The organism is Pseudomonas sp. RIT-PI-AD, assembly GCF_025642785.1.
In the GTDB taxonomy this organism is placed as follows: domain Bacteria; phylum Pseudomonadota; class Gammaproteobacteria; order Pseudomonadales; family Pseudomonadaceae; genus Pseudomonas_T.
The window spans coordinates 125,020-143,560 of sequence record NZ_JANZKU010000004.1; the positions used below are offsets into that span (position 1 = coordinate 125,020).

20 protein-coding genes and 1 tRNA gene are annotated in these 18,541 nt (G+C 65.5%); 13 read left to right on the plus strand and 8 right to left on the minus strand.

Features of this window, described 5'->3' with window-relative positions; all coding sequences use genetic code 11:
- The first annotated feature begins 41 nt into the window (after positions 1-41).
- The 3 genes from OGL92_RS04995 to OGL92_RS05005 all read left to right on the plus strand — a co-directional run bounded on the left by OGL92_RS04995 (position 42) and on the right by OGL92_RS05005 (position 2,007).
- The gene (locus OGL92_RS04995) at positions 42-1,031 is read left to right on the plus strand and encodes a 2-hydroxyacid dehydrogenase (RefSeq protein ID WP_263141225.1); all 990 of its coding nucleotides are present in this window, start codon (positions 42-44) and stop codon (positions 1,029-1,031) included.
- Between the two features lie 131 nt (positions 1,032-1,162).
- A complete protein-coding gene (locus tag OGL92_RS05000) occupies positions 1,163-1,603 on the plus strand; it encodes a hypothetical protein (RefSeq protein ID WP_263141227.1) in 441 nt (146 codons plus the stop codon).
- Complete coding sequence (locus OGL92_RS05005) at positions 1,600-2,007, plus strand: META domain-containing protein (protein ID WP_263141228.1); 408 nt, start codon at positions 1,600-1,602, stop codon at positions 2,005-2,007. The genes OGL92_RS05000 and OGL92_RS05005 overlap by 4 nt, the downstream gene beginning before the upstream one ends.
- Before the next feature lie 12 nt (positions 2,008-2,019).
- Here the strand turns inward: OGL92_RS05005 and dinB are convergent, their stop codons facing one another.
- Positions 2,020-3,078 carry a DNA polymerase IV gene (gene dinB / locus OGL92_RS05010; protein WP_263141528.1) on the minus strand — a complete coding sequence of 353 codons (1,059 nt, stop codon included), beginning with the start codon at positions 3,076-3,078 and terminating at the stop codon, positions 2,020-2,022.
- Between the two features lie 168 nt (positions 3,079-3,246).
- A complete protein-coding gene (locus tag OGL92_RS05015; protein ID WP_263141231.1) occupies positions 3,247-3,786 on the minus strand; it encodes an MAPEG family protein in 540 nt (179 codons plus the stop codon).
- Between the two features lie 197 nt (positions 3,787-3,983).
- On the opposite strand from OGL92_RS05015, the gene OGL92_RS05020 reads away from it, so the two are divergent.
- The 5 genes from OGL92_RS05020 to OGL92_RS05040 all read left to right on the plus strand — a co-directional run bounded on the left by OGL92_RS05020 (position 3,984) and on the right by OGL92_RS05040 (position 5,835).
- Positions 3,984-4,283 carry a hypothetical protein gene (locus OGL92_RS05020; protein WP_263141232.1) on the plus strand — a complete coding sequence of 100 codons (300 nt, stop codon included), beginning with the start codon at positions 3,984-3,986 and terminating at the stop codon, positions 4,281-4,283.
- 101 nt (positions 4,284-4,384) lie between these two features.
- Positions 4,385-4,510, plus strand: coding sequence for a hypothetical protein (locus OGL92_RS05025; RefSeq protein ID WP_263141234.1), 126 nt, complete (start codon positions 4,385-4,387; stop codon positions 4,508-4,510).
- Between the two features lie 200 nt (positions 4,511-4,710).
- Positions 4,711-5,127 carry a response regulator gene (locus OGL92_RS05030; protein ID WP_263141236.1) on the plus strand — a complete coding sequence of 139 codons (417 nt, stop codon included), beginning with the start codon at positions 4,711-4,713 and terminating at the stop codon, positions 5,125-5,127.
- Between the two features lie 242 nt (positions 5,128-5,369).
- Complete coding sequence (locus OGL92_RS05035) at positions 5,370-5,603, plus strand: DUF3203 family protein (RefSeq protein ID WP_263141239.1); 234 nt, start codon at positions 5,370-5,372, stop codon at positions 5,601-5,603.
- Between the two features lie 155 nt (positions 5,604-5,758).
- A tRNA-Met gene (locus OGL92_RS05040) sits at positions 5,759-5,835 on the plus strand.
- 144 nt (positions 5,836-5,979) lie between these two features.
- Here OGL92_RS05040 and moaE read toward each other — a convergent pair.
- The 6 genes from moaE to OGL92_RS05070 all read right to left on the minus strand — a co-directional run bounded on the left by moaE (position 5,980) and on the right by OGL92_RS05070 (position 11,476).
- On the minus strand, positions 5,980-6,432 hold the full coding sequence (gene moaE / locus OGL92_RS05045) for a molybdopterin synthase catalytic subunit MoaE (protein WP_263141241.1): 453 nt from the start codon (positions 6,430-6,432) through the stop codon (positions 5,980-5,982).
- Position 6,433: 1 nt separating this feature from the next.
- Positions 6,434-6,682 carry a MoaD/ThiS family protein gene (locus OGL92_RS05050; protein ID WP_263141243.1) on the minus strand — a complete coding sequence of 83 codons (249 nt, stop codon included), beginning with the start codon at positions 6,680-6,682 and terminating at the stop codon, positions 6,434-6,436.
- Complete coding sequence (gene moaC, locus OGL92_RS05055; protein WP_263141245.1) at positions 6,679-7,161, minus strand: cyclic pyranopterin monophosphate synthase MoaC; 483 nt, start codon at positions 7,159-7,161, stop codon at positions 6,679-6,681. The genes OGL92_RS05050 and moaC overlap by 4 nt, the downstream gene beginning before the upstream one ends.
- 114 nt (positions 7,162-7,275) lie before the next feature.
- Positions 7,276-8,667: a PhoH family protein gene (locus OGL92_RS05060; RefSeq protein WP_263141247.1), complete on the minus strand. Its 1,392-nt coding sequence runs from the start codon at positions 8,665-8,667 to the stop codon at positions 7,276-7,278.
- A gap of 368 nt (positions 8,668-9,035) precedes the next feature.
- Positions 9,036-10,097 carry a polysaccharide deacetylase family protein gene (locus OGL92_RS05065; protein ID WP_263141529.1) on the minus strand — a complete coding sequence of 354 codons (1,062 nt, stop codon included), beginning with the start codon at positions 10,095-10,097 and terminating at the stop codon, positions 9,036-9,038.
- A gap of 194 nt (positions 10,098-10,291) precedes the next feature.
- Complete coding sequence (locus tag OGL92_RS05070; RefSeq protein ID WP_263141250.1) at positions 10,292-11,476, minus strand: tetratricopeptide repeat protein; 1,185 nt, start codon at positions 11,474-11,476, stop codon at positions 10,292-10,294.
- A gap of 195 nt (positions 11,477-11,671) precedes the next feature.
- Between OGL92_RS05070 and yaaA the strand changes: the two genes are divergently transcribed.
- From yaaA to algK, 5 genes are all read left to right on the plus strand, one after another.
- Positions 11,672-12,448 carry a peroxide stress protein YaaA gene (yaaA, locus tag OGL92_RS05075; RefSeq protein WP_263141252.1) on the plus strand — a complete coding sequence of 259 codons (777 nt, stop codon included), beginning with the start codon at positions 11,672-11,674 and terminating at the stop codon, positions 12,446-12,448.
- A 609-nt stretch (positions 12,449-13,057) separates the two neighbouring features.
- On the plus strand, positions 13,058-14,368 hold the full coding sequence (algD, locus tag OGL92_RS05080; RefSeq protein WP_263141254.1) for a GDP-mannose 6-dehydrogenase: 1,311 nt from the start codon (positions 13,058-13,060) through the stop codon (positions 14,366-14,368).
- Between the two features lie 92 nt (positions 14,369-14,460).
- Positions 14,461-15,948, plus strand: a complete 1,488-nt coding sequence (alg8, locus tag OGL92_RS05085; protein ID WP_263141531.1) for a mannuronan synthase — start codon at positions 14,461-14,463, stop codon at positions 15,946-15,948.
- Between the two features lie 28 nt (positions 15,949-15,976).
- Positions 15,977-17,140, plus strand: coding sequence for a PilZ domain-containing protein (locus OGL92_RS05090; protein ID WP_263141256.1), 1,164 nt, complete (start codon positions 15,977-15,979; stop codon positions 17,138-17,140).
- A 10-nt stretch (positions 17,141-17,150) separates the two neighbouring features.
- Positions 17,151-18,536, plus strand: a complete 1,386-nt coding sequence (gene algK, locus OGL92_RS05095; protein ID WP_263141257.1) for an alginate biosynthesis TPR repeat lipoprotein AlgK — start codon at positions 17,151-17,153, stop codon at positions 18,534-18,536.
- Positions 18,537-18,541 lie beyond the last annotated feature (5 nt).

An 18,541-nucleotide genomic window follows, 5' to 3' on the forward strand; every position in this document is an offset into this window, starting at 1 on the left:
GCTAGGCTGTGTCGCTACCGACAAGCGAAAGGAGATCGGCCATGCGCATCATGTTGTTCAGTAGCCAACGCTACGACCAGGAGAGTTTTCTTGCCGGCAACGTCGGCCACGCCTTCGAGCTGAATTTCCAGAACGCCCGCCTGGACTTCGACACCGCCGCCCTCGCCGAGGGCTATCCGGTGGTCTGCGCCTTCATCAACGATGATCTCAGCGCGCCGGTGCTGGAGCGCCTGGCCGTGGGCGGCACCCGGCTGATCGCCCTGCGCTCGGCCGGCTACAACCACATCGACCTGATCGCCGCCCGCCGCCTGGATATGGACGTGGTGCGGGTGCCGGCCTATTCGCCCTACGCGGTGGCGGAACACGCCGTGGCGCTGATCCTGGCGCTGTCGCGGCGCCTGCACCGGGCCTACAACCGCACCCGCGACGGCGACTTCAGCCTGCACGGGCTGATCGGCTTCGACCTCCGCGGCAAGACCGTCGGCGTCATCGGCACCGGCCAGATCGGCACGGTCTTCGCGCAGATCATGGCCGGGTTCGGGTGTCGCGTGCTGGCCTTCGACCCGCAGCCGAACTCGGCCCTGCTCGCCCTCGGCGCCGAATACGTCGAGCTGGACGAGATGCTCGCCGCCTCCGATATCCTCAGCCTGCACTGCCCCTTGCTGCCGGCCACCCGCCACCTGATCGACGCCGCACGGCTGCAACTGATGAAGCGCGGCGCCATGCTGATCAATACCAGCCGTGGCGCGCTGGTGGACGCGCCGGCGCTGATCGAGGCGCTGAAGAGCGGGCACCTGGGCTACCTGGGCCTCGACGTCTACGAGGAAGAGGCCCAGTTGTTCTTCCAGGACCGCTCCGACCTGCCCTTGCAGGACGATGTGCTGGCCCGCCTGCTGACCTTCCCCAACGTGGTGGTGACCGCCCACCAGGCCTTCCTGACCCAGGAAGCGCTGGAGGCCATCGCGGCCACCACACTGAACAACGTGGCGGCCTGGAGCGCCGGGCAACCCTGCAACCAGGTCGTCGCCTAGGCCGTGTTAGCATGCCCGCTCTTTTCCGGCCGACCGCTCCGGCGGCGGCCGTTCCGATCCGCCGGTGCCGCGCGCGTCCTCGACGCGGCCCCCGTACCACACGCCGCGTTCCGAGGCGGCCAGGAAGCGTCATGGTCGAACACGATTTCCGCTACAACCTGCTCAACCCCGCGCATACCCTCAACGAATGCCGCGCCCTGGCGCCGGGCCGCTACCAGGTGACCGGCGCCGGCGGCTCGATCCAGGCCGGCGACACCCTGCTGGTGAGCCTCAAGGGCAGCCGCGACCTGCACATGCGCTTGCAGGTGGAGAAGGTACGCCACCTGATCAACCCGCCCGGCCAGTGGCTGGCGGTGGCCAAGGGGCCGGTCTTCCGCGAGCTGGCGATCCATCGCTGGCAGGTCGAGTGCGACGGCTGCGCCCGCACGCTCGAGCTGGAATTCGCCGTCGACGCCAGCCTGGGCGAGCGCGCACGGGCACCGGCCGCCGAGGCACGCCTCGCCGAACTGGGCTGGCGCACCGCCGAAGGACGGCACGTCTGCCCACGCTGCCGCCAGGAGCACGCCGCATGAAACCTTGGCTCCCCCTGACCGCCTCGCTGCTCGCCCTCGGCGGCTGCGCCAGCGAGCCCGAAAACGTCCTGGAGCGCGAGACCGCCTACCAGGTGGAATGGATCGGCGAGCGCCCGCTGGTGGAACGCAGCCACCTGACCCTGAACCTGGGCGAAGACGGACGCGCCTATGGCAACGCCGGCTGCAACCACTGGTTCGCGCCCTATACCCTGGAAAACGACAGCCTGCGCTTCGGCCAGACCGGCAGCACGCGGAAACTCTGCTCGCCCGCGGTCATGGAACAGGAACAGCGTTTCCTCGACGCCCTGGGCCAGATCCAGCGCTGGGACGTCTCGCCGTTGGGCCAATTGCGCCTGTGGCCGGCCCACGGCAAGCCGATCCGGCTGCTGCCGGAACAGGGCTGATCCCTCGCCCGCTCAGTCGAACAGTTCCAACTGCTGGTAGTGCCCGCGCAGGTCGAGCAGGCGCATGCCGATGCCGACCAGCCGGACCGGCTTGTTGCCGCGGGCGAACGCGGCGCCGAGCAACAAGCGGTAGCTGTCCAGGTCGAGGCCCGCGCCGGCCTGCTCCAGGGTGGTCTGGGTGAAGTCGTGGAACTTGAGTTTGACGAAGGGCTTGTCCGCCCGATAACCGTCGTCCAGCCGCGCTCGCCGGGTGCTCAGCGCCTCGTACAACTCGGGCAGTTGCGCCAGGCAGGCGGGCAGGTCCGGCAGGTCCTGGTCGTAGGTGTTCTCCACGCTCACCGACTGGCGGCGGCTGTCCACCTGCACCGGCCGCTCGTCGAGCCCGCGTGCCAGGTTCCACAGGCGCTCGCCGAAACTGCCGAACTCGCGCAACAGCGCCAGCTTGTCCCACTCCCTCAGGTCCGCGCAGCTGCGGATGCCCTGGCGCGCCAGCTTGTCGGCGGTGACCTTGCCGACCCCGTGCAGCTTGCTCACCGGCAAGGCGGCGACGAACGCCTCGATCTCGTCCGGCTTGATCACGAACAGCCCGTTGGGCTTGCGCCAGTCGCTGGCGATCTTGGCCAGGAACTTGTTCGGCGCCACCCCGGCCGACACCGTAATGCTCAGGTCCTGCCAGACCCGCCGGCGAATGTCCTGGGCGATGCGCGTGGCGCTGCCGGCGAAATGCGGCGTGGCGGTCACGTCGAGGAAGGCCTCGTCCAGCGACAGGGGCTCGATGACTTCGGTGTAGTCGCGGAAGATCGCCTGGACCTGCCGCGAAACCGCCTTGTACACCTCCATGCGTGGCCGCACGATCAGCAGGTCGGGGCAGAGCTTCAAGGCATGTCCGGACGGCATCGCCGAGCGCACGCCATAGGCGCGCGCCTCGTAGTTGCAGGTCGCGATCACCCCGCGCCGATCGGCCGAGCCGCCCACCGCCAGCGGCCGATTCGCCAGGCGCGGGTCGTCGCGCATCTCGATGGCCGCGTAGAAACAGTCGCAGTCGATATGAATGATCTTTCTTTGCGTCATGGCGCCCCGAGCATGGAAATCGGCCTGTGCTGCGTGCATTTGCCTCCGGCGCGGCGCAGCCTCGGCCATGATATCCGCTGCGCCGTCTTTTGCCCCTTCGCGAAACGCCGTCGCAGGCGGGAGCTCCGGGTCGGCCGCCGAACGGTCGGAGCGGCGTGGGACGGCCGCCTACCGGCCCAACCCCAGGGCCAGGCCCAGGCCGATCGCCAGCAGCATCAGCAGGCTGGGATAGAAGGTGAGCGCGAACCCCAGGGCGCGCGCCGGCGCGCCGCGGGCGTAACCGCGCCAGAACAGAATCCGCCCGAGCAGGAACAGCACCGCCGCCACGGCGACCGCGCCCTGCCAGCGGGGCGGCATCGCCACGGCCCAGAGGCCATGGGTACACACCGCCAGGACGACCTGTTCGAGGGTGTTCTGCAGGCAGGCCTGGTAATGTCGGACGCGATCCGAACCCGCGCTCATCCCACTGCCCTCGATATCCTCGGGTGTGACGAAACGATGGCGAGCGATCAGCGCGATACCGCCCGCCAGGCAGGCGATCACCAGGAAATCCCAGCGCAGTGCGGCAGCCAGCCGAGCGGGGATGTCCGGGGACGAGGGCGCCCCGGCCGGCATCGCCAGGATGGCCGAGGCAAGCGCGATCACGCTGATGGCCAACCCCAGCAGCATACCGTCGAGGACGCCGCGCTGTTTTTCGCTCAAGGGCATGGAGCCTCCGAGGGATACCACCGGTATGCGAGCGCCTGCCGCCCCGGGCGATCCCGGGTGCCCTGCATCTCGCCCGGCTGCGTCGGAATGGATGAATAGCGGGCGTGCTTATCATCCTTTCGTCTACCGGCGCCAGACCCTCCGACAGGCGGCACGCAGGTACATGAAACTGACCCGCGACCTCCTGTCAAACAGGCATGAGCTTTCCGAACCTGAATGATCAACGCTTCGCCGCCTTTCGCTTCGTGACGAACGGATTGTCGCTGGCCGAGCATATTCATGTCCGTATCGAGCACACCGGCGGGACCATGGTGGAAATGGTGCTGTACCAGAAAGGCAGGGCCACCCGCTTCCTGGTTCCGCAGATGAAGCTCAACGATGCGGTGGAACTGCGCAAGGCCATTCTGAAGATGAGCCAGGCTCCAGATATCGACGACGACTATCAACCCAGCCTGAGCAAGATCACCGAACCCCCGATCAACGATCCGGTTTTCTAAAGGACGGCGCCATGCTGGAACTCGAACGACACCTGTCCCATGGCCTCCCGCGCCACTGTCAGTTGACGGTTCTCAGGCAAGGCTCACGCACCGAGATCACCGTGCGTGACTGTCTCGCCGACAGCATCGTCCGGCGCGCCCTCAACGACCGCCATCTCTCCAACGACGACTTGCTCATGACCTTGATCGACGACGTGGTTCGCGAAGTGGACAAGAAGCGCCACTGAACGCCGCAACCCGATGAAAACCCTTCCTCCGCGAAACTAATATCGCCGCCCGCGCTCCTAGGTTCTGTCCGACAATCCGGCCTTCCATTCGACCGTGAACGAACGCTCACGCAGGGTGGTCGCTTTACCCCGGAATACCTCGTTGACCCCGGAAACCCGCCAGCCCCGCGCCACATCCTTCACCACTCAGGACATCAGCTTTGAACACAGACGACCTTCGTTCCCAGGACGCCCTTTCGCCCTACGACGCACCGGAGCAGACGCTGTTGATCGTCGAGGACGACAACAGCATCCGCCTGCTCCTGGTGGAGATGCTGGCCGACCTGGGCTACCGGATCGTCGAGACCGCCAATGCCTTCGAGGCCTTGCAGGCACTGGAGGGCGAGGAGCCGATCCACCTGATGATGACGGACATCGGCATGCGCGGCATGAACGGCATGGTGCTCGCCGAAACGGCCCGGCAACTGCGCCCCGGGCTGCCGGTGCTGTTCATCACCGGCCACGCCCACGACGGCGATATCGTCAACCGGCAATTCGGCAACGGCACCGAGATCATCTTCAAGCCCTTCAGCATCGATGCCTTGGAAGAAAAAGTCCGCACCATGCTGCGCCGCTGAACCGGATCCTCCGGCGCGGGCGCCGCGGCGCCCTCTTCCACGGGCCCATCGCCCGGCCATGCCGTCCGCGCCGGGGCCAGGCCGCCCAGCGGATCATCGCCGGAACATGTGAAACCTCCGGGTCCGTCGCAAGGCGGCCGCGGTCCATGAACTACTCGGAACTTCCCTCGAATCTCCCGTTTCTCACCTAGAGAAGACGCTACGCGTCCAACAACAACGAGCAGCAGCTCGGGAGAAACGCCATGAACGTGGAAATTGACGCACCCAACGACTCCTGCACCTTCGTCGTAGAAGGCAACCGCTATCCGCGAGCGATTTCCTCGCTGGTGATCACCACCGATCCGGAAAAACGCATGTCGGTGATCGATTTGCCGGAAACCCGGGTTTTTCTCAATGAACAGGACGCCCAGCAATTGATCGGCGCCGGTGCCAAGGACGACCGTTCCAACGTGATCACCGACGACCCGGACAATTGAAATTGCACGTGCAAAAGCGCCCGAATGCCCCGCCGGCTATGGGCTGGAGCCGATTCGGCCGCTTCGCCGGCGCTGTAAATAGTTGAAGAGAAAACACTTTTTCTCAGGAAAGTGTTGACAGGGGTTGGTTTTTCGCTAGAATGCCGACCCACAGACGCGGGATGGAGCAGTCTGGTAGCTCGTCGGGCTCATAACCCGAAGGTCGTCGGTTCAAATCCGGCTCCCGCAACCAACGTTGTAGTCATCGGCCCCGACCGCCCCAGGCAGTCGGGGCCGATTGCTTTCCGGGATCCTTTCAGCGCAACGCGAAGGCACCCAAGCCGCCGCGCCTCTTCGCCCGGTCGCTCACCCTCTTCCCGTTTCTCGGGTCCGGGCTTTAGCGCTCCCAGCGCTTCGCCGCCTGCTGGTCGCTACCACGCCCCTCCACCCAGCAGGAACCCTCCGGGGTCTCTTCCTTTTTCCAGAAGGGTGCGCGGGTTTTCAGATAATCCATGACGAACGCACAGGCCTCGAAGGCCGCCTGGCGATGGGCGCTGGACACCCCGACGAACACGATGGGCTCGCCCGGGGCCAAGTGACCGACCCGGTGCAACACCCGCAGACCCAATAAAGGCCAGCGGCTTTCCGCCTCTTCGACGATCGCCGCGAGGGCCTTTTCGGTCATCCCTGGATAATGTTCGAGGAACAGGCCCGCCACCTCGCGCCCCTGGTTGAAATCGCGGACGTAGCCGACGAAGCTCACCACCGCGCCAATCCCGAGCTGGGCGGCGTGCAGGGCATTCAGCTCGACGCCGGGATCGAACGGCGCTTCCTGGACCTGGATGCTCATCTCAGCCGCCGGTCACGGTGGGGAAGAACGCGATCTCGTCGCCATCCTCCAAGGGCTCGTCCAGGGCGCAGAGTTCCTGGTTGCGCGCGCACATCAGCCCCGCCTCGCCGAGCAGCGCCCATATGCCACCCCGCGCCAGCAAGCGCTGGCGCACGTCGTCCAGGCGCTGCAGCCCGGCGTCCCAGGCGAACTGCTCGCCGTCCAGCCCCAGCGCTTCCCGATAACGGGCGAAATACTGCACCCGGATCATCGCGGCGCCTCCGCGTCCGCCTGGTAATCGCCGCTCTTGCCGCCCCGCTTCTCCAGCACCCGCACCCCCTCGATGATCATCCCGCGATCCACTGCCTTGCACATGTCGTAGAGGGTCAGGGCCGCGACGCTGGCAGCGGTGAGGGCCTCCATCTCCACGCCGGTCTGCCCCGACAGCTTGCAGCGGGCGAGGATGCGCACGCTGTCCTCGCCCTCGGCGTGGAGTTCCAGCTTGATGCTGGTGAGCAGCAGCGGATGGCACAGCGGGATCAGTTCGTGGGTCTTCTTCGCCGCCTGGATGCCGGCGATGCGCGCGACAGCGAACACGTCGCCCTTGGGATGGCCGCCCTGCTGGATCATGCGCAGGGTTTCCGGGCGCATGCGCACCCGCGCCTCGGCCGCCGCCTCGCGGAAGGTCACCGCTTTATCGGTGACATCGACCATGTTGGCACGGCCTTGGGAATCGAGATGGGTCAGCACAACGTAGCTCCTCCGACGGCGGGCGATCGCCGCCCGCCAGCGGATTGTATACAGCGTCCGGCGCCCCCGCCCAGCCGCCGCGACGCCCGCCGGACGACGGGCGTCCGGCGCGGCCTACATGTGCGCCTCGGCGTATTCCGCCAGCACCGAGCGCGGCACGCCTTGCAGGGCGATGTGCACGCCGTGGGGAAAGTCCTTGAAGCGCTCGGTCAGGTAGGTCAGGCCCGAGCTGGTCGCGGACAGGTAGGGCGTGTCGATCTGCGCCAGGTTGCCCAGGCAGATCACCTTCGAGCCGCTGCCGGCGCGGGTGATGATGGTCTTCATCTGGTGGGGGGTGAGGTTCTGGCATTCGTCGATGAGGATCAGGCTCTGCTGGAAGCTGCGCCCGCGGATGTAGTTCAGCGATTTGAACTGCAACGGCACCTTCTGCAGGATGTAGTCCACGCTGCCGTGGGTGTTCTCGTCGTCCATGTGCAGGGCTTCGAGGTTGTCGGTGATCGCCCCCAGCCAGGGCTCCATCTTCTCCGCCTCGGTGCCCGGCAGGAAGCCGATGTCCTGGTCGAGCCCCTGCACGCTGCGGGTGGCGATGATCCGCCGGTAGCGCTTGCTGACCATGGTCTGCTCGATCGCCGCCGCCAGCGCCAGGATGGTCTTGCCGGAGCCGGCCGCACCGGTCAGGTTGACCAGGTGAATGTCCGGATCGAGCAGCGCGAACAGCGCCAGGGCCTGGTAGATGTCGCGGGGGCGCAGGCCCCAGGCTTCCTGGTGCAGCAGGGGTTCCTGGTGCAGGTCGAGGATGATCAGCTCACTCTGCTCGATGCCCTTGACCCAGCCGACGAACCCCTGCTCGTCGAGGATGAACTCGTTGACGTGGACCGCCGGCAGGTTGTCGGTGAGCTGCACCCGGTGCCAGGTGCGCCCGTGGTCCTGGCGGGTGTCCACCTTGCTCACGCGCTCCCAGAAGGAGCCGTTCAGGGCGTGGTAGCCACGGGACAGCAAGCTGATGTCGTCCACCAGCTGATCGGTGTGGTAATCCTCGGCGGCGATGCCGCAGGCGCGCGCCTTGAGGCGCATGTTGATGTCCTTGGTCACCAGCACCACGCGCTCGCCGGGGAAGCGGCTACGCAGCTCGACCAACTGGTTGATGATCCTGTTGTCGTTCAGGTGCTCCGGCAGCCAGGTGACCGGCTCGGCACGCTTGCTCATGAGGATCGACAGGTTGCCGCAAGGTCCGCTCTTGCCCCGCTGGATCGGGACGCCCTGCTCCACCTCCTCGGGTTCCGCGGCGCCCAGTACGTGATCGATCAGACGGATCGCCTGGCGGCACTCGGCGGCGACGCTATGTTTTCCGGACTTCAGGTTGTCGAGTTCCTCCAGCACGGTCATCGGGATGGCGACGTGGTGTTCCTGGAAATTCAGCAAGGCGTTGGGATCGTGGATCAGAACGTTGGTGTCGAGAACGTAGAGGGTGGGCTGGGTAGGCCTGGCGCGTCCTTGATCATCCATACAGGGTCACCTTCTTATCGGAGCCTGGCGACGGAATGCCGGTACGGCGCTCCGCCACGGGGTGAACCACCGGACCGGCAGGCGCGGGGAACGCCTGACGGACCATGGGCCGGCGCGAGCTCCAAGGGGACGCATCGACACCGACACTCGAACCAGCGCAAACGGGAAGCGGGCCGGGGCCGCCACCTGTCCGCAGGTTTCGGCGGTCTAGCTTGGTAAATACCGTAAAAAAGATGACGGAAAAAAGTACTTTTCGTCATCGTCCCGGTTTTTTTCTCGGCACGACGAATCACCTTGGCGGCGACCCGGCCGACGGCTAGTGTTAGGAGTCCTGCCCCCGAGCCCTCATCTCCCTGCTCGGCCCGCCGTTACCGGTAGGCGTGACAATCCAGCCACTCCACGCCGTTGCCCCGGTTGGCCGCCAGCAGGCGCGGCACCGCCTCCGCCGCCTTGGCGTGGATATCGTGGAACAGCACGATGCCGCGCCGCCAGAGCAGCATCAGCGTCTGCACCCGTTGCGCCGCGGCCTCCGCGCCCATGGCGCGGCTCCAATCCTGGGAGTCGATGTTCCACAGGGACACGCGGATACCCTGGGCGGCGAAGAACGGCGCGGCATCGGCACGGCGCTGGCCATAGGGCGGGCGGAACAGCGGCCGGTAGGCGTCGTCCCCCAGGGTCTGGCGGATCAGCGCCGCGGTACGGGTCACCGAGCCCTGCCAATCGGTCCACTGGGCGTGGGACTTGTGCTCCCAGCCGTGGGAAGCCACGCACTGCCCTTCGTACACCTGGCCGAGGGCCTGGGCCGAGGTCTTGGTCGCACGGGCCTGCAGATTGCCGCCGAGCACGAAGAACATCCCGTGGAGGCCCTCGCGGCGCATCAGGGCGGCTACCGCATCGGTCTGGCCGCCCACGGCGGTGGGACCGTCGTCGAAGGTCAGCAGGAAGCGCCGGTCCGGCAGTTCGTCGCCATTGTGCTCGTCGGCCTGGAAGCGCTCGATCTCGCTGCTGATCCGAGGGAACAGCGCCGCCAGCCGGAGCTGCTCGTCGAGATAGGTCTCATGGAAGCTGCGGCTCGCCTCGGCCCAGCGGGCATAGGGCGAATCGGCGGCGACGGTGAAACCGGCCGCCTGCTGGCGCAGCGCGCCAAGGTCCGCCACTGCCGGGCAGAAGGCCGCGCCGGCGCAGTCGTGGGCCGCCAGCCGGTAGTTCTCCAGCAGGCGCCGCCAGAACCGCTGGCTCACCGCCTCCACCGAGGAGCGCTCGACCTGCTTCACGCCGAGGCGCTGTTTCAGCGCGGCGTCGTCCAGGGCTTCGCTGGCCAGCAACGCCTTGCCGAACATGAGGATTTCCGCACGGGATGCCATATCGAAACCGGCGGGCGTATCCAGCCGCTCCGGCCAACCGCTGCGATCGATGGTGGCGAAGACCATCGGGCCCGCCGCCTGGAGCGACGCAGGCACCAGCGTGACGGCCGCCAGCGCGAGACCAGCGAACCAGGAAGCTCGCGGCCAGGCGCCGAGGCACGAACGAATCGACATGAAAAAGACACTCCTGAAAGAACGAAAAACGCGCCCAGGTGGGCGCGTCGAGGAAGCTGGCCGGCCAACCGCGCCGGCCACGTGCATCAGCGGTTCTGCACCCGCTCGATGGCCTTGTCGTAGACCGGATTGGCCTTTTCCTGTTTGGCCAGGCGGTAGTGCTGCAAGGCATCCGCGTATTGGCCGGCCGCTTCATAGATCCGCGCGATGTTGTAGTAAGAGCTGGCGCGTACGCTGTTGGCGCTGGCGCCGCTGGCCAGGGCGATGGCCTTGCGGTTGGCCCAGATCGACTCGGCGGTGCGCCCGGCCTTCTGGTACGCCAGGCCGAGGTTGCTGTAGGACTGCCCGTAGCCATCGTTCAATTCGATGGCCTGCAGGTACAGCGCGATGGCCTCGTCGAGCTGGCCGGCGTGGTAGGCGGCCTCGCCTTTCTGGTTGAGCGTGCGGGCATCGCTCTGCGCACCGGCGCCGACCACTTGGGCGGCGACCGCACGGCTGTCGTCGAGCATCGGGGTGATCTCGCCGAGCACCGCGTTGGGGTCGCTCACCTCGCTGCCCTCGAAGCCGTTGATGTCCTGGAAGTCGCCGGAGGCGGTGACCCGGAACACGGTCCACAGGTTGCCGGCACGGCCGCGGGGCACGTAGTAGGTGCGCACCAGGGACTGGCCGATGTAGACGAACACCTTCGCCTGGCTGTTGGCCAGGTCGTGGGAGCCCGGGTTGTTCATGTTGGTGAAGTCGTGCACCGCATAGACGTAGGACTCGCCGAAGCGTTTCTTGCGCAGGGTGATGGTCTCCGGGCCGTAGCTGTCGATGTCGTCCACGTCCAGGTCGGCGTCCGCCCCTTCCTTGTGATCGAAGTACACATGGTTGCCCGGGTAGGCGACGTGCGAGTCCAGGTCGTTGGGCGTCGCGCCCCAGGTGAGCACGATGCGCATCCCGTCGAGGTTGCGCATCACCGGGCTGAGCGCATAGGTCATGCCCTTGCACGGGCATTTCACCACCAGGTTGGAATAACCGTCCTTCTTGATGATGAGCAGGTTCGAGGCGTCGTCGGCGAAGTTCGCGTCGAGAGTGACCGCGCCCTGGGCGTCGGTCTTGCCGACCAGGCTCTGCGCGCCGTTGCGCTGCAACAGCACTTCGGCGCCGGCGATCTTCTCATCCTTGACCACCGCGCTGAGCACTTCGAGGGGCAGCGGATCGGCGTGGGCGCAGAGCGCGGTGGAGGTGAACAGCAGTGTGGCGAGCCAGCGGGAAACAGGCGCTTGCATTGCAACCTTCCTGAATGGGGATGCGAGTGGGGGAGGAATCGATGGGGTGCGCAAAAAACGCGCGGCGACTATAGCGAAAGGCCATTAAAGCGCAACAGCGGACTCGCCGAGCTGCCAAGCGCTCGGCATTTTCCCTGGAGGGCCTCCGTCGCCACCGCCTACAATCGCCGCCAACGCCTCCAGGAGCCGACCGCCATGCTGATGGTGATTTCCCCCGCCAAAACCCTCGATTACGAAACCCCACCGCGCATTTCCCGCTACACCCAGCCGCAACACCTCGACCAGGCGAGCCAGTTGATCGAGCAACTTCGCCAGCTCAGCCCGCGGGAGATCGGCGAACTGATGCACCTGTCCGACAAGCTGGCCGGGCTCAACGCGGCGCGCTACGGCAGTTGGACCCCGGACTTCACCCCGCAGAACGCCAAGCAGGCGCTGCTGGCCTTCAAGGGCGACGTCTACACCGGCATGCAGGCGGAGGATTTCGACGAAGCGGACTTCGCCTTCGCGCAGCGCCACCTGCGCATGCTCTCCGGCCTCTACGGCATCCTGCGCCCCCTGGACCTGATGCAGCCCTATCGCCTGGAGATGGGCACCAAGCTGGCCAACCCCCACGGCAAGGACCTTTACGCCTTCTGGGGCGACCGCATCGGCCTCTGGCTGAATGAGGCGCTGGCCGAGCAAGGTGACGACGTCCTGCTCAACCTGGCGTCCAACGAATACTTCTCCGCGATTCGTCGCCCGGTGCTGTCCGCCCGGGTGATCGATACCGAGTTCAGGGATTTGAAGAACGGCCAGTACAAGATCATCAGCTTCTATGCCAAGAAGGCCCGCGGGCTGATGGCGCGGTTCGTGATCAAGGAGCGCGTCACCGACCCCGCCCAGCTGAAGACCTTCGATCTCCAGGGCTATCGCTATTCGGCCGCGGATTCGAAACCGGACAAGCTGGTTTTCCTCCGCGATCAGGCCGCCTGAGCCCCAGCGCCCGCACGCGTTTCGCCTCCGACCAGGATGCGAAACGCGTCACGAAAATCCGCTTTATTATTGTCGGACAATTCCAACGCCCCCTCGCTTAACTCGCGAAGTTACTCTCCCCCAACTTCCGATTTATCCAGGGTTTCGCCCCGCCGTGCCATCAAACTGCGACTACCTAACTAAAGTTTTAAAGTGTCGACCCGTGCAAAAACAGGACGAACGGTTTGAACTATCATTTTTCAGGGCACTCCTACAGCCCGGAAACAATACTTCTTCGCGCCTGCATTCCGCGTGATACCAAACTGCCTCTATCATCGAATACGTTCGAGGGGCGATTGCAACTTCATGACAGTAACCGGGCATTCGGGAGAACGTTTTAAAAAACCTGACCTACCGATCCAAATCCAGGAGCTAGAGCCATCGGCGCTCAACTCCTTAACCCAAGGGCATGCGTTAATTAAAAGCCCATTCAGGCACACTTATTTGAGTGCCCCTTATTTCTTATGCCTGCGCCCTGCAAACTTATTTGTATAAATAAGTTCGCTGGCTAAACGGATGTGGCCGTAAAACGCCACTTAATTAAGAGTACCAATGGAAGAGGTGAACACGATGCGTATAAGCATCTTTGGTTTGGGCTATGTCGGTGCAGTCTGCGCCGGCTGCCTGTCGGCACGCGGTCACAATGTCGTGGGCGTAGATATCTCCGCGAACAAGATCGACCTGATCAATCAGGGCAAATCGCCGATCGTCGAACCCGGCTTGGAAGAACTGCTGCAAGAGGGTTTGCGCACCGGTCGTCTGCGCGGTACCACCGACGTTGCCGCTGCCGTTCGCGAGACCGATGTTTCCTTCATCTGCGTGGGCACGCCGAGCAAGAAGAACGGCGATCTCGACCTCGAATACATCGAATCCGTCTGCCGTGAAATCGGCTTCGTCCTGCGCGACAAGCAGGAGCGCCACACCGTAGTGGTGCGCAGCACCGTACTGCCGGGCACGGCCAGGAACGTGGTCATCCCGATCCTCGAAGACTGCTCCGGTAAGCGCGCCGGCATCGACTTCGGCGTGGCGGTGAACCCGGAGTTCCTCCGCGAGAGCACCGCGATCAGCGACTACGACTTCCCGCCGATGACCGTCATCGGCGAATCCGACACCGCGGCCGGCGACGTGCTGGCAGCGATCTACAGCGAACTCGACGCGCCGATCATCCGCAAGCCGATCGAAGTCGCCGAGATGATCAAGTACACCTGCAACGTCTGGCACGCCACCAAGGTCACCTTCGCCAACGAGATCGGCAACATCGCCAAGGCGGTCGGCGTCGACGGCCGCGAAGTGATGGACGTGATCTGCCAGGACCACAAACTCAACCTGTCCAAGTACTACATGCGTCCGGGCTTCGCCTTCGGCGGCTCGTGCCTGCCCAAGGACGTCCGCGCCCTCAATTACCGGGCCGGCCAACTGGACGTGGAATCGCCCCTGCTCGGCTCGCTGATGCGCAGCAACTCGGCGCAGGTGCAGAAAGCCTTCGACATCATCTCCAGCCACGACAAGCGCAAGGTCGCCCTGCTCGGCCTGAGCTTCAAGGCCGGCACCGACGACCTGCGCGAAAGCCCGCTGGTGGAACTGGCGGAAATGCTCATCGGCAAGGGCTTCGACCTCAGCATCTACGACCGCAACGTCGAATATGCGCGGGTCTACGGCGCCAACAAGGACTACATCGAGTCGAAGATTCCCCATGTGTCCTCGCTGCTCAACAGCGACCTGAAGCACGTCATCGACAACGCCGACATCATCGTGCTGGGCAACAGCGACGAGCAATTCGCCTCGCTCGCCCAAAAGACACCGGACGGCAAGCGAATCGTCGATCTGGTCGGTTTCATGCCTCACGCCGCCGTAGCCGGCGCGGAAGGTATTTGCTGGTAATTCCTAGCTCCTGCCTTTAGCCGTTAGGTCCCCCGGGTGCGCGCTCGCGATGCGAGCACGTCGACCCGGGTGTGGCCGGAAATTAGATGGATATGGTCATGCACACGCTAAAGTCCGGCCTCAACGAGGCTGCAGGGTGGCTGTTCTACCTCACATTGCTGATGCTCCTGGCGCTCGCGCTGCCGAGGACGATCTTCGATCCCGACTCGAAGAACTTCATCTTCCTGATCGGCATCGTCGGCATCTGGCGGTATTCCATGGGCGCGCTGCACTTCCTGCGCGGCACCCTGTTCCTCTACGTCGTCTACCCCTACTACCGCCGCAAGCTGCGCAAGCTGGGCAAGGCGACCGACCCGTCGCAGGTCTTCCTGCTGGTGACCAGCTTCCGCATCGACGCCCTGACCACCGCGATGGTCTACCGCTCGGTGATCCAGGAAGCCATCGAGTGCGGCTACGACACCACGGTGGTCTGCTCCATCGTCGAGCTGTCGGACGAGCTGCTGATCAAGAACCAGTGGGCCAAGCTGAATCCGCCGGAGCGGGTGAAGCTGGACTTCGTGCGCATCCCCGGCACCGGCAAACGCGACGGCCTGGCCTATGGCTTCCGCGCCATTTCCCGGCAGTTGCCGAACCCCGATGCGGTGGTGGCCGTGGTCGACGGCGACACCGTGCTGGCGGAAGGCGTGGTGCGCAAGACCGTGCCCTGGTTCAAGCTGTTCCCCAACGTGGGTGGCCTGACCACCAACGAGTTCTGCGAAGTGCGCGGCAGCTACATCATGAGCGAGTGGCACAAGCTGCGGTTCGCCCAGCGCCACCTCAACATGTGCTCGATGGCCCTGTCCAAGCGCGTACTGACCATGACCGGGCGCATGTCGGTGTTCCGCGCCGCGGTGGTCACCGACCCCGAGTTCATCGCCGACGTCGAGAGCGACCACCTGGAACACTGGCGCCTGGGGCGCTTCCAGTTCCTCACCGGCGACGACAAGTCCAGCTGGTACAGCCTGATGCGCCTGGGCTACGACACCTTCTACGTGCCGGACGCGGCGATCAACACGGTCGAGCACCCGCCGGAGAAGAGCTTCATCAAGGCCAGCCGCAAGCTGATGTTCCGCTGGTACGGCAACAACCTGCGGCAGAACTCGCGCGCCCTGCGACTCGGTATGCGCCGCCTCGGCCTGTTCACTTCGGTGGTGCTGTTCGACCAGCGCGTATCCATGTGGACCAGCCTGCTCGGCCTGGCCGTGGCGGTCATCGCCAGCTTCAAGTACAGCATCGCCTACCTGCTGGTCTACCTGCTGTGGATCGGCCTCACCCGGCTGATCCTCACGCTGCTGCTCAGTGTCACCGGCCACCGCATCGGCCCGGCCTATCCCGTGATCCTTTATTACAACCAGATCGTCGGCGCCATGGTGAAGATCTACGTGTTCTTCCGCCTCGACCAGCAGTCCTGGACGCGCCAGAACACCAAGCTCGACCGCGGTCTGGCCAGCTTCACCCAGCTGTTCAACACCTGGTCTTCCCGTGCAATGACTTTCTCCGCATCCAGCGTATTCGTCGCCACGCTGATGGCGTTGGTGTGAGCGACAACCCGAACAGGAAATTGAAACCATGAATACAGCCGTCAACGTCAACGTGGTGCACGAAGCCGAAGCCCAGCGCCAGCACGCCCGGGTACGCATCCCGGCCAAGGTGGTCTACCCCGGCCCCGACCGACAGCCGATCGAACGCTCGATCCGCGACCTGTCCGCCGGTGGCTTCAGCTTCGACCTGGACAAGAACAAGGCCCAGGTCGGCGACTTCCACCAGGGCCGCCTGCAATTCCAGCTGGATGGCATGGACCTGGGCATCGACGTGGAATTCCAGGTGCGCGCGGTCGACCTCGACAACGGTCGCGCCGGGTGCCAGTTCCACAACCTGCGGCCGCGGGAGATCGCCACCCTGCGCTATCTGATCAGCGCGCACCTGAGCGGCGAGATGATCAGCGTCGGCGACCTGCTCAACACCCTGCAACGGGAAAACTTCACCAAGCCGCGCAAGAACTCCAGCGGCAGCGGCATGGATACCTTCGGGCGGATCAAGGCGGTAGGTTTCAGCCTGGGCATCTTCCTGGTCGGGGTGGCCGCCTTCGGCTACATCTTCAAGTCCATCTACGGCCTGTACTTCGTGACCCACGCCGAATCGGCGCAGATCAGTGTGCCTGGCCTGCAGGTCACCATGCCCCGCGAGGGCACTGTGCAGAGCCTGGTGCCGCTCGGCGGCATCGTCGAGAAAGGCGCGCCCATCGCGTCCTTCTCGGCGACCATGCTGGAAATGCTCAAGGGCCACCTGACCGAGGAACAGCTCGATCCGGACAACATCGAGCAACTGTTCGGCCGGCAGATGAAGGGCACCCTGACCAGCCCCTGCACCTGCAAGGTGACCCAGCAACTGGTCGCCGACGGACAGTTCGCCAGCAAGGGCGCGGCCATCTTCGAACTGGTGCCCCAGGACGTCCAGGCCACCATCGACGCGCGCTTCCCCTACAGCGACTTCTCCCAGACCACGCCGGGCACCCGGGTCAGCTTCCAGATCGCCGGCGAAGCCGAGCCGCGCTTCGGCAAGATCCTCAGCAGCAGCCTGCAGAACGGTGGCCTGTCCTCCGACATCCGCGTGGTCATTCAGCCGGAAACCGCGCTGAACGGCAGCCTCGCCGGGCAGCCGGTGGAAGTGCGGATCGACCACGGCCCTTCCTTGGGGCACCTGTTCGACAAGGCTGTGGCTGCGGCTCGCTGAGGGGAATGCCGTGACTAACCGACCCCCCCTGCTGCTGCTCGCCCTGGCCATCGGCCTGGCCGGCTGCAGCGGCCTGCCCGACCAGCGCCTGGCCAACGAAGCGCTCAAGCGCGGCGATACCGCCACCGCGGAGCGCAACTACCGCCAGCTCGCCGAGCTGGGGTACGTCAACGCCCAGGTGGGTCTCGCCGACCTGCAGGTGGCCAGTGGCGACCCCGAGCAACTGCGCGAGGCCGAGCGCACCTATCGCCAGGCGGCCGACCAGTCGCCGCGCGCCAAGGCCCGCCTCGGCCGGCTGCTGGCGGCCAAACCGGATGCCACCGATGCCGAGCGCCGCGAGGCCGCGCAACTGCTGGAAGGCGCCTTCGGCAGCGGCGAGCAGAGCAGCCTGATGGCGCTGGTGGTGCTGTACATGCAGAACCCGCAGAGCTTCCCCGGCGTCGACGTGCAGGCGCGCATCGCCGCCTGGCGCGCCGCGGGCTACCCCCAGGCCGACCTGGCCCAGGTGCTCTTCTACCGCACCCAGGGCACCTACGACCAGCACCTGGACGAGATCGAAAGCCTCTGCGAGCGGGCCCTGGCCCAGGCCGACGTCTGCTACGTGGAATTGACCACGGTGTATCAGAAGCGCGCGGCCGATACGCCCCAGGTCGAGGAAAAACGCAACGCCCTGCTGGAACGCATGACGGCCGGCTACCGCAGCGGCAGCGTCCCGGCGCAACGGGTCGATTCGGTGGCGATGGTCCTGGCCGATGCGAGCCTGGGCAAGCCGGACGAGAACGCGGCGCAGAAAATCCTCGAGGAAATCGCCCCGGCCTACCCGGCCTCCTGGATCAGCCTGGCGCGGCTGCTCTACGAGTACCCGGAACTGGGCGACATCGACAAGATGATGGAGTACCTGGAGCACGGCCGCGCCGCCGACCAGCCACGCGCCGACCTCTTGCTCGGCAAGCTCTACTACGAGGGCAAGCTGCTGCCGCTGGACCCGCAGAAGTCCGTCGAGCACCTGCTCAAGGCCGCGCCCACCGAACCCAGCGCGCACTACTTCCTCGGCCTCATCTACATGCGCGGCTACCTCGGCGACATCGACCCGCCGAAAGCCCTGGAGCACCTGCTGATCGCCGCCCGCGGCGGCCAGATCAACGCCGACTACGCCCTCGCGCAGCTGTATTCCCAGGGCAAGGGCTTCGTGCCCAACCCGGTCTACGCCTACGTCTTCAGCCAGCTCGCCCTGCCGAAGAACACGCCCCAGGCCACCGAGCTGGCGCAGGGCATCGATCAACAACTGCAACCGGCGGACCGCGCCCAGGCCGAGCGCCTGCTGCGTGAGGAACGTCAGGCGCGCGGCAGCGCCTGGCAGCTCGAGTCCCCGCTGCAAGCCATGCAGACTCAATAGGAAGC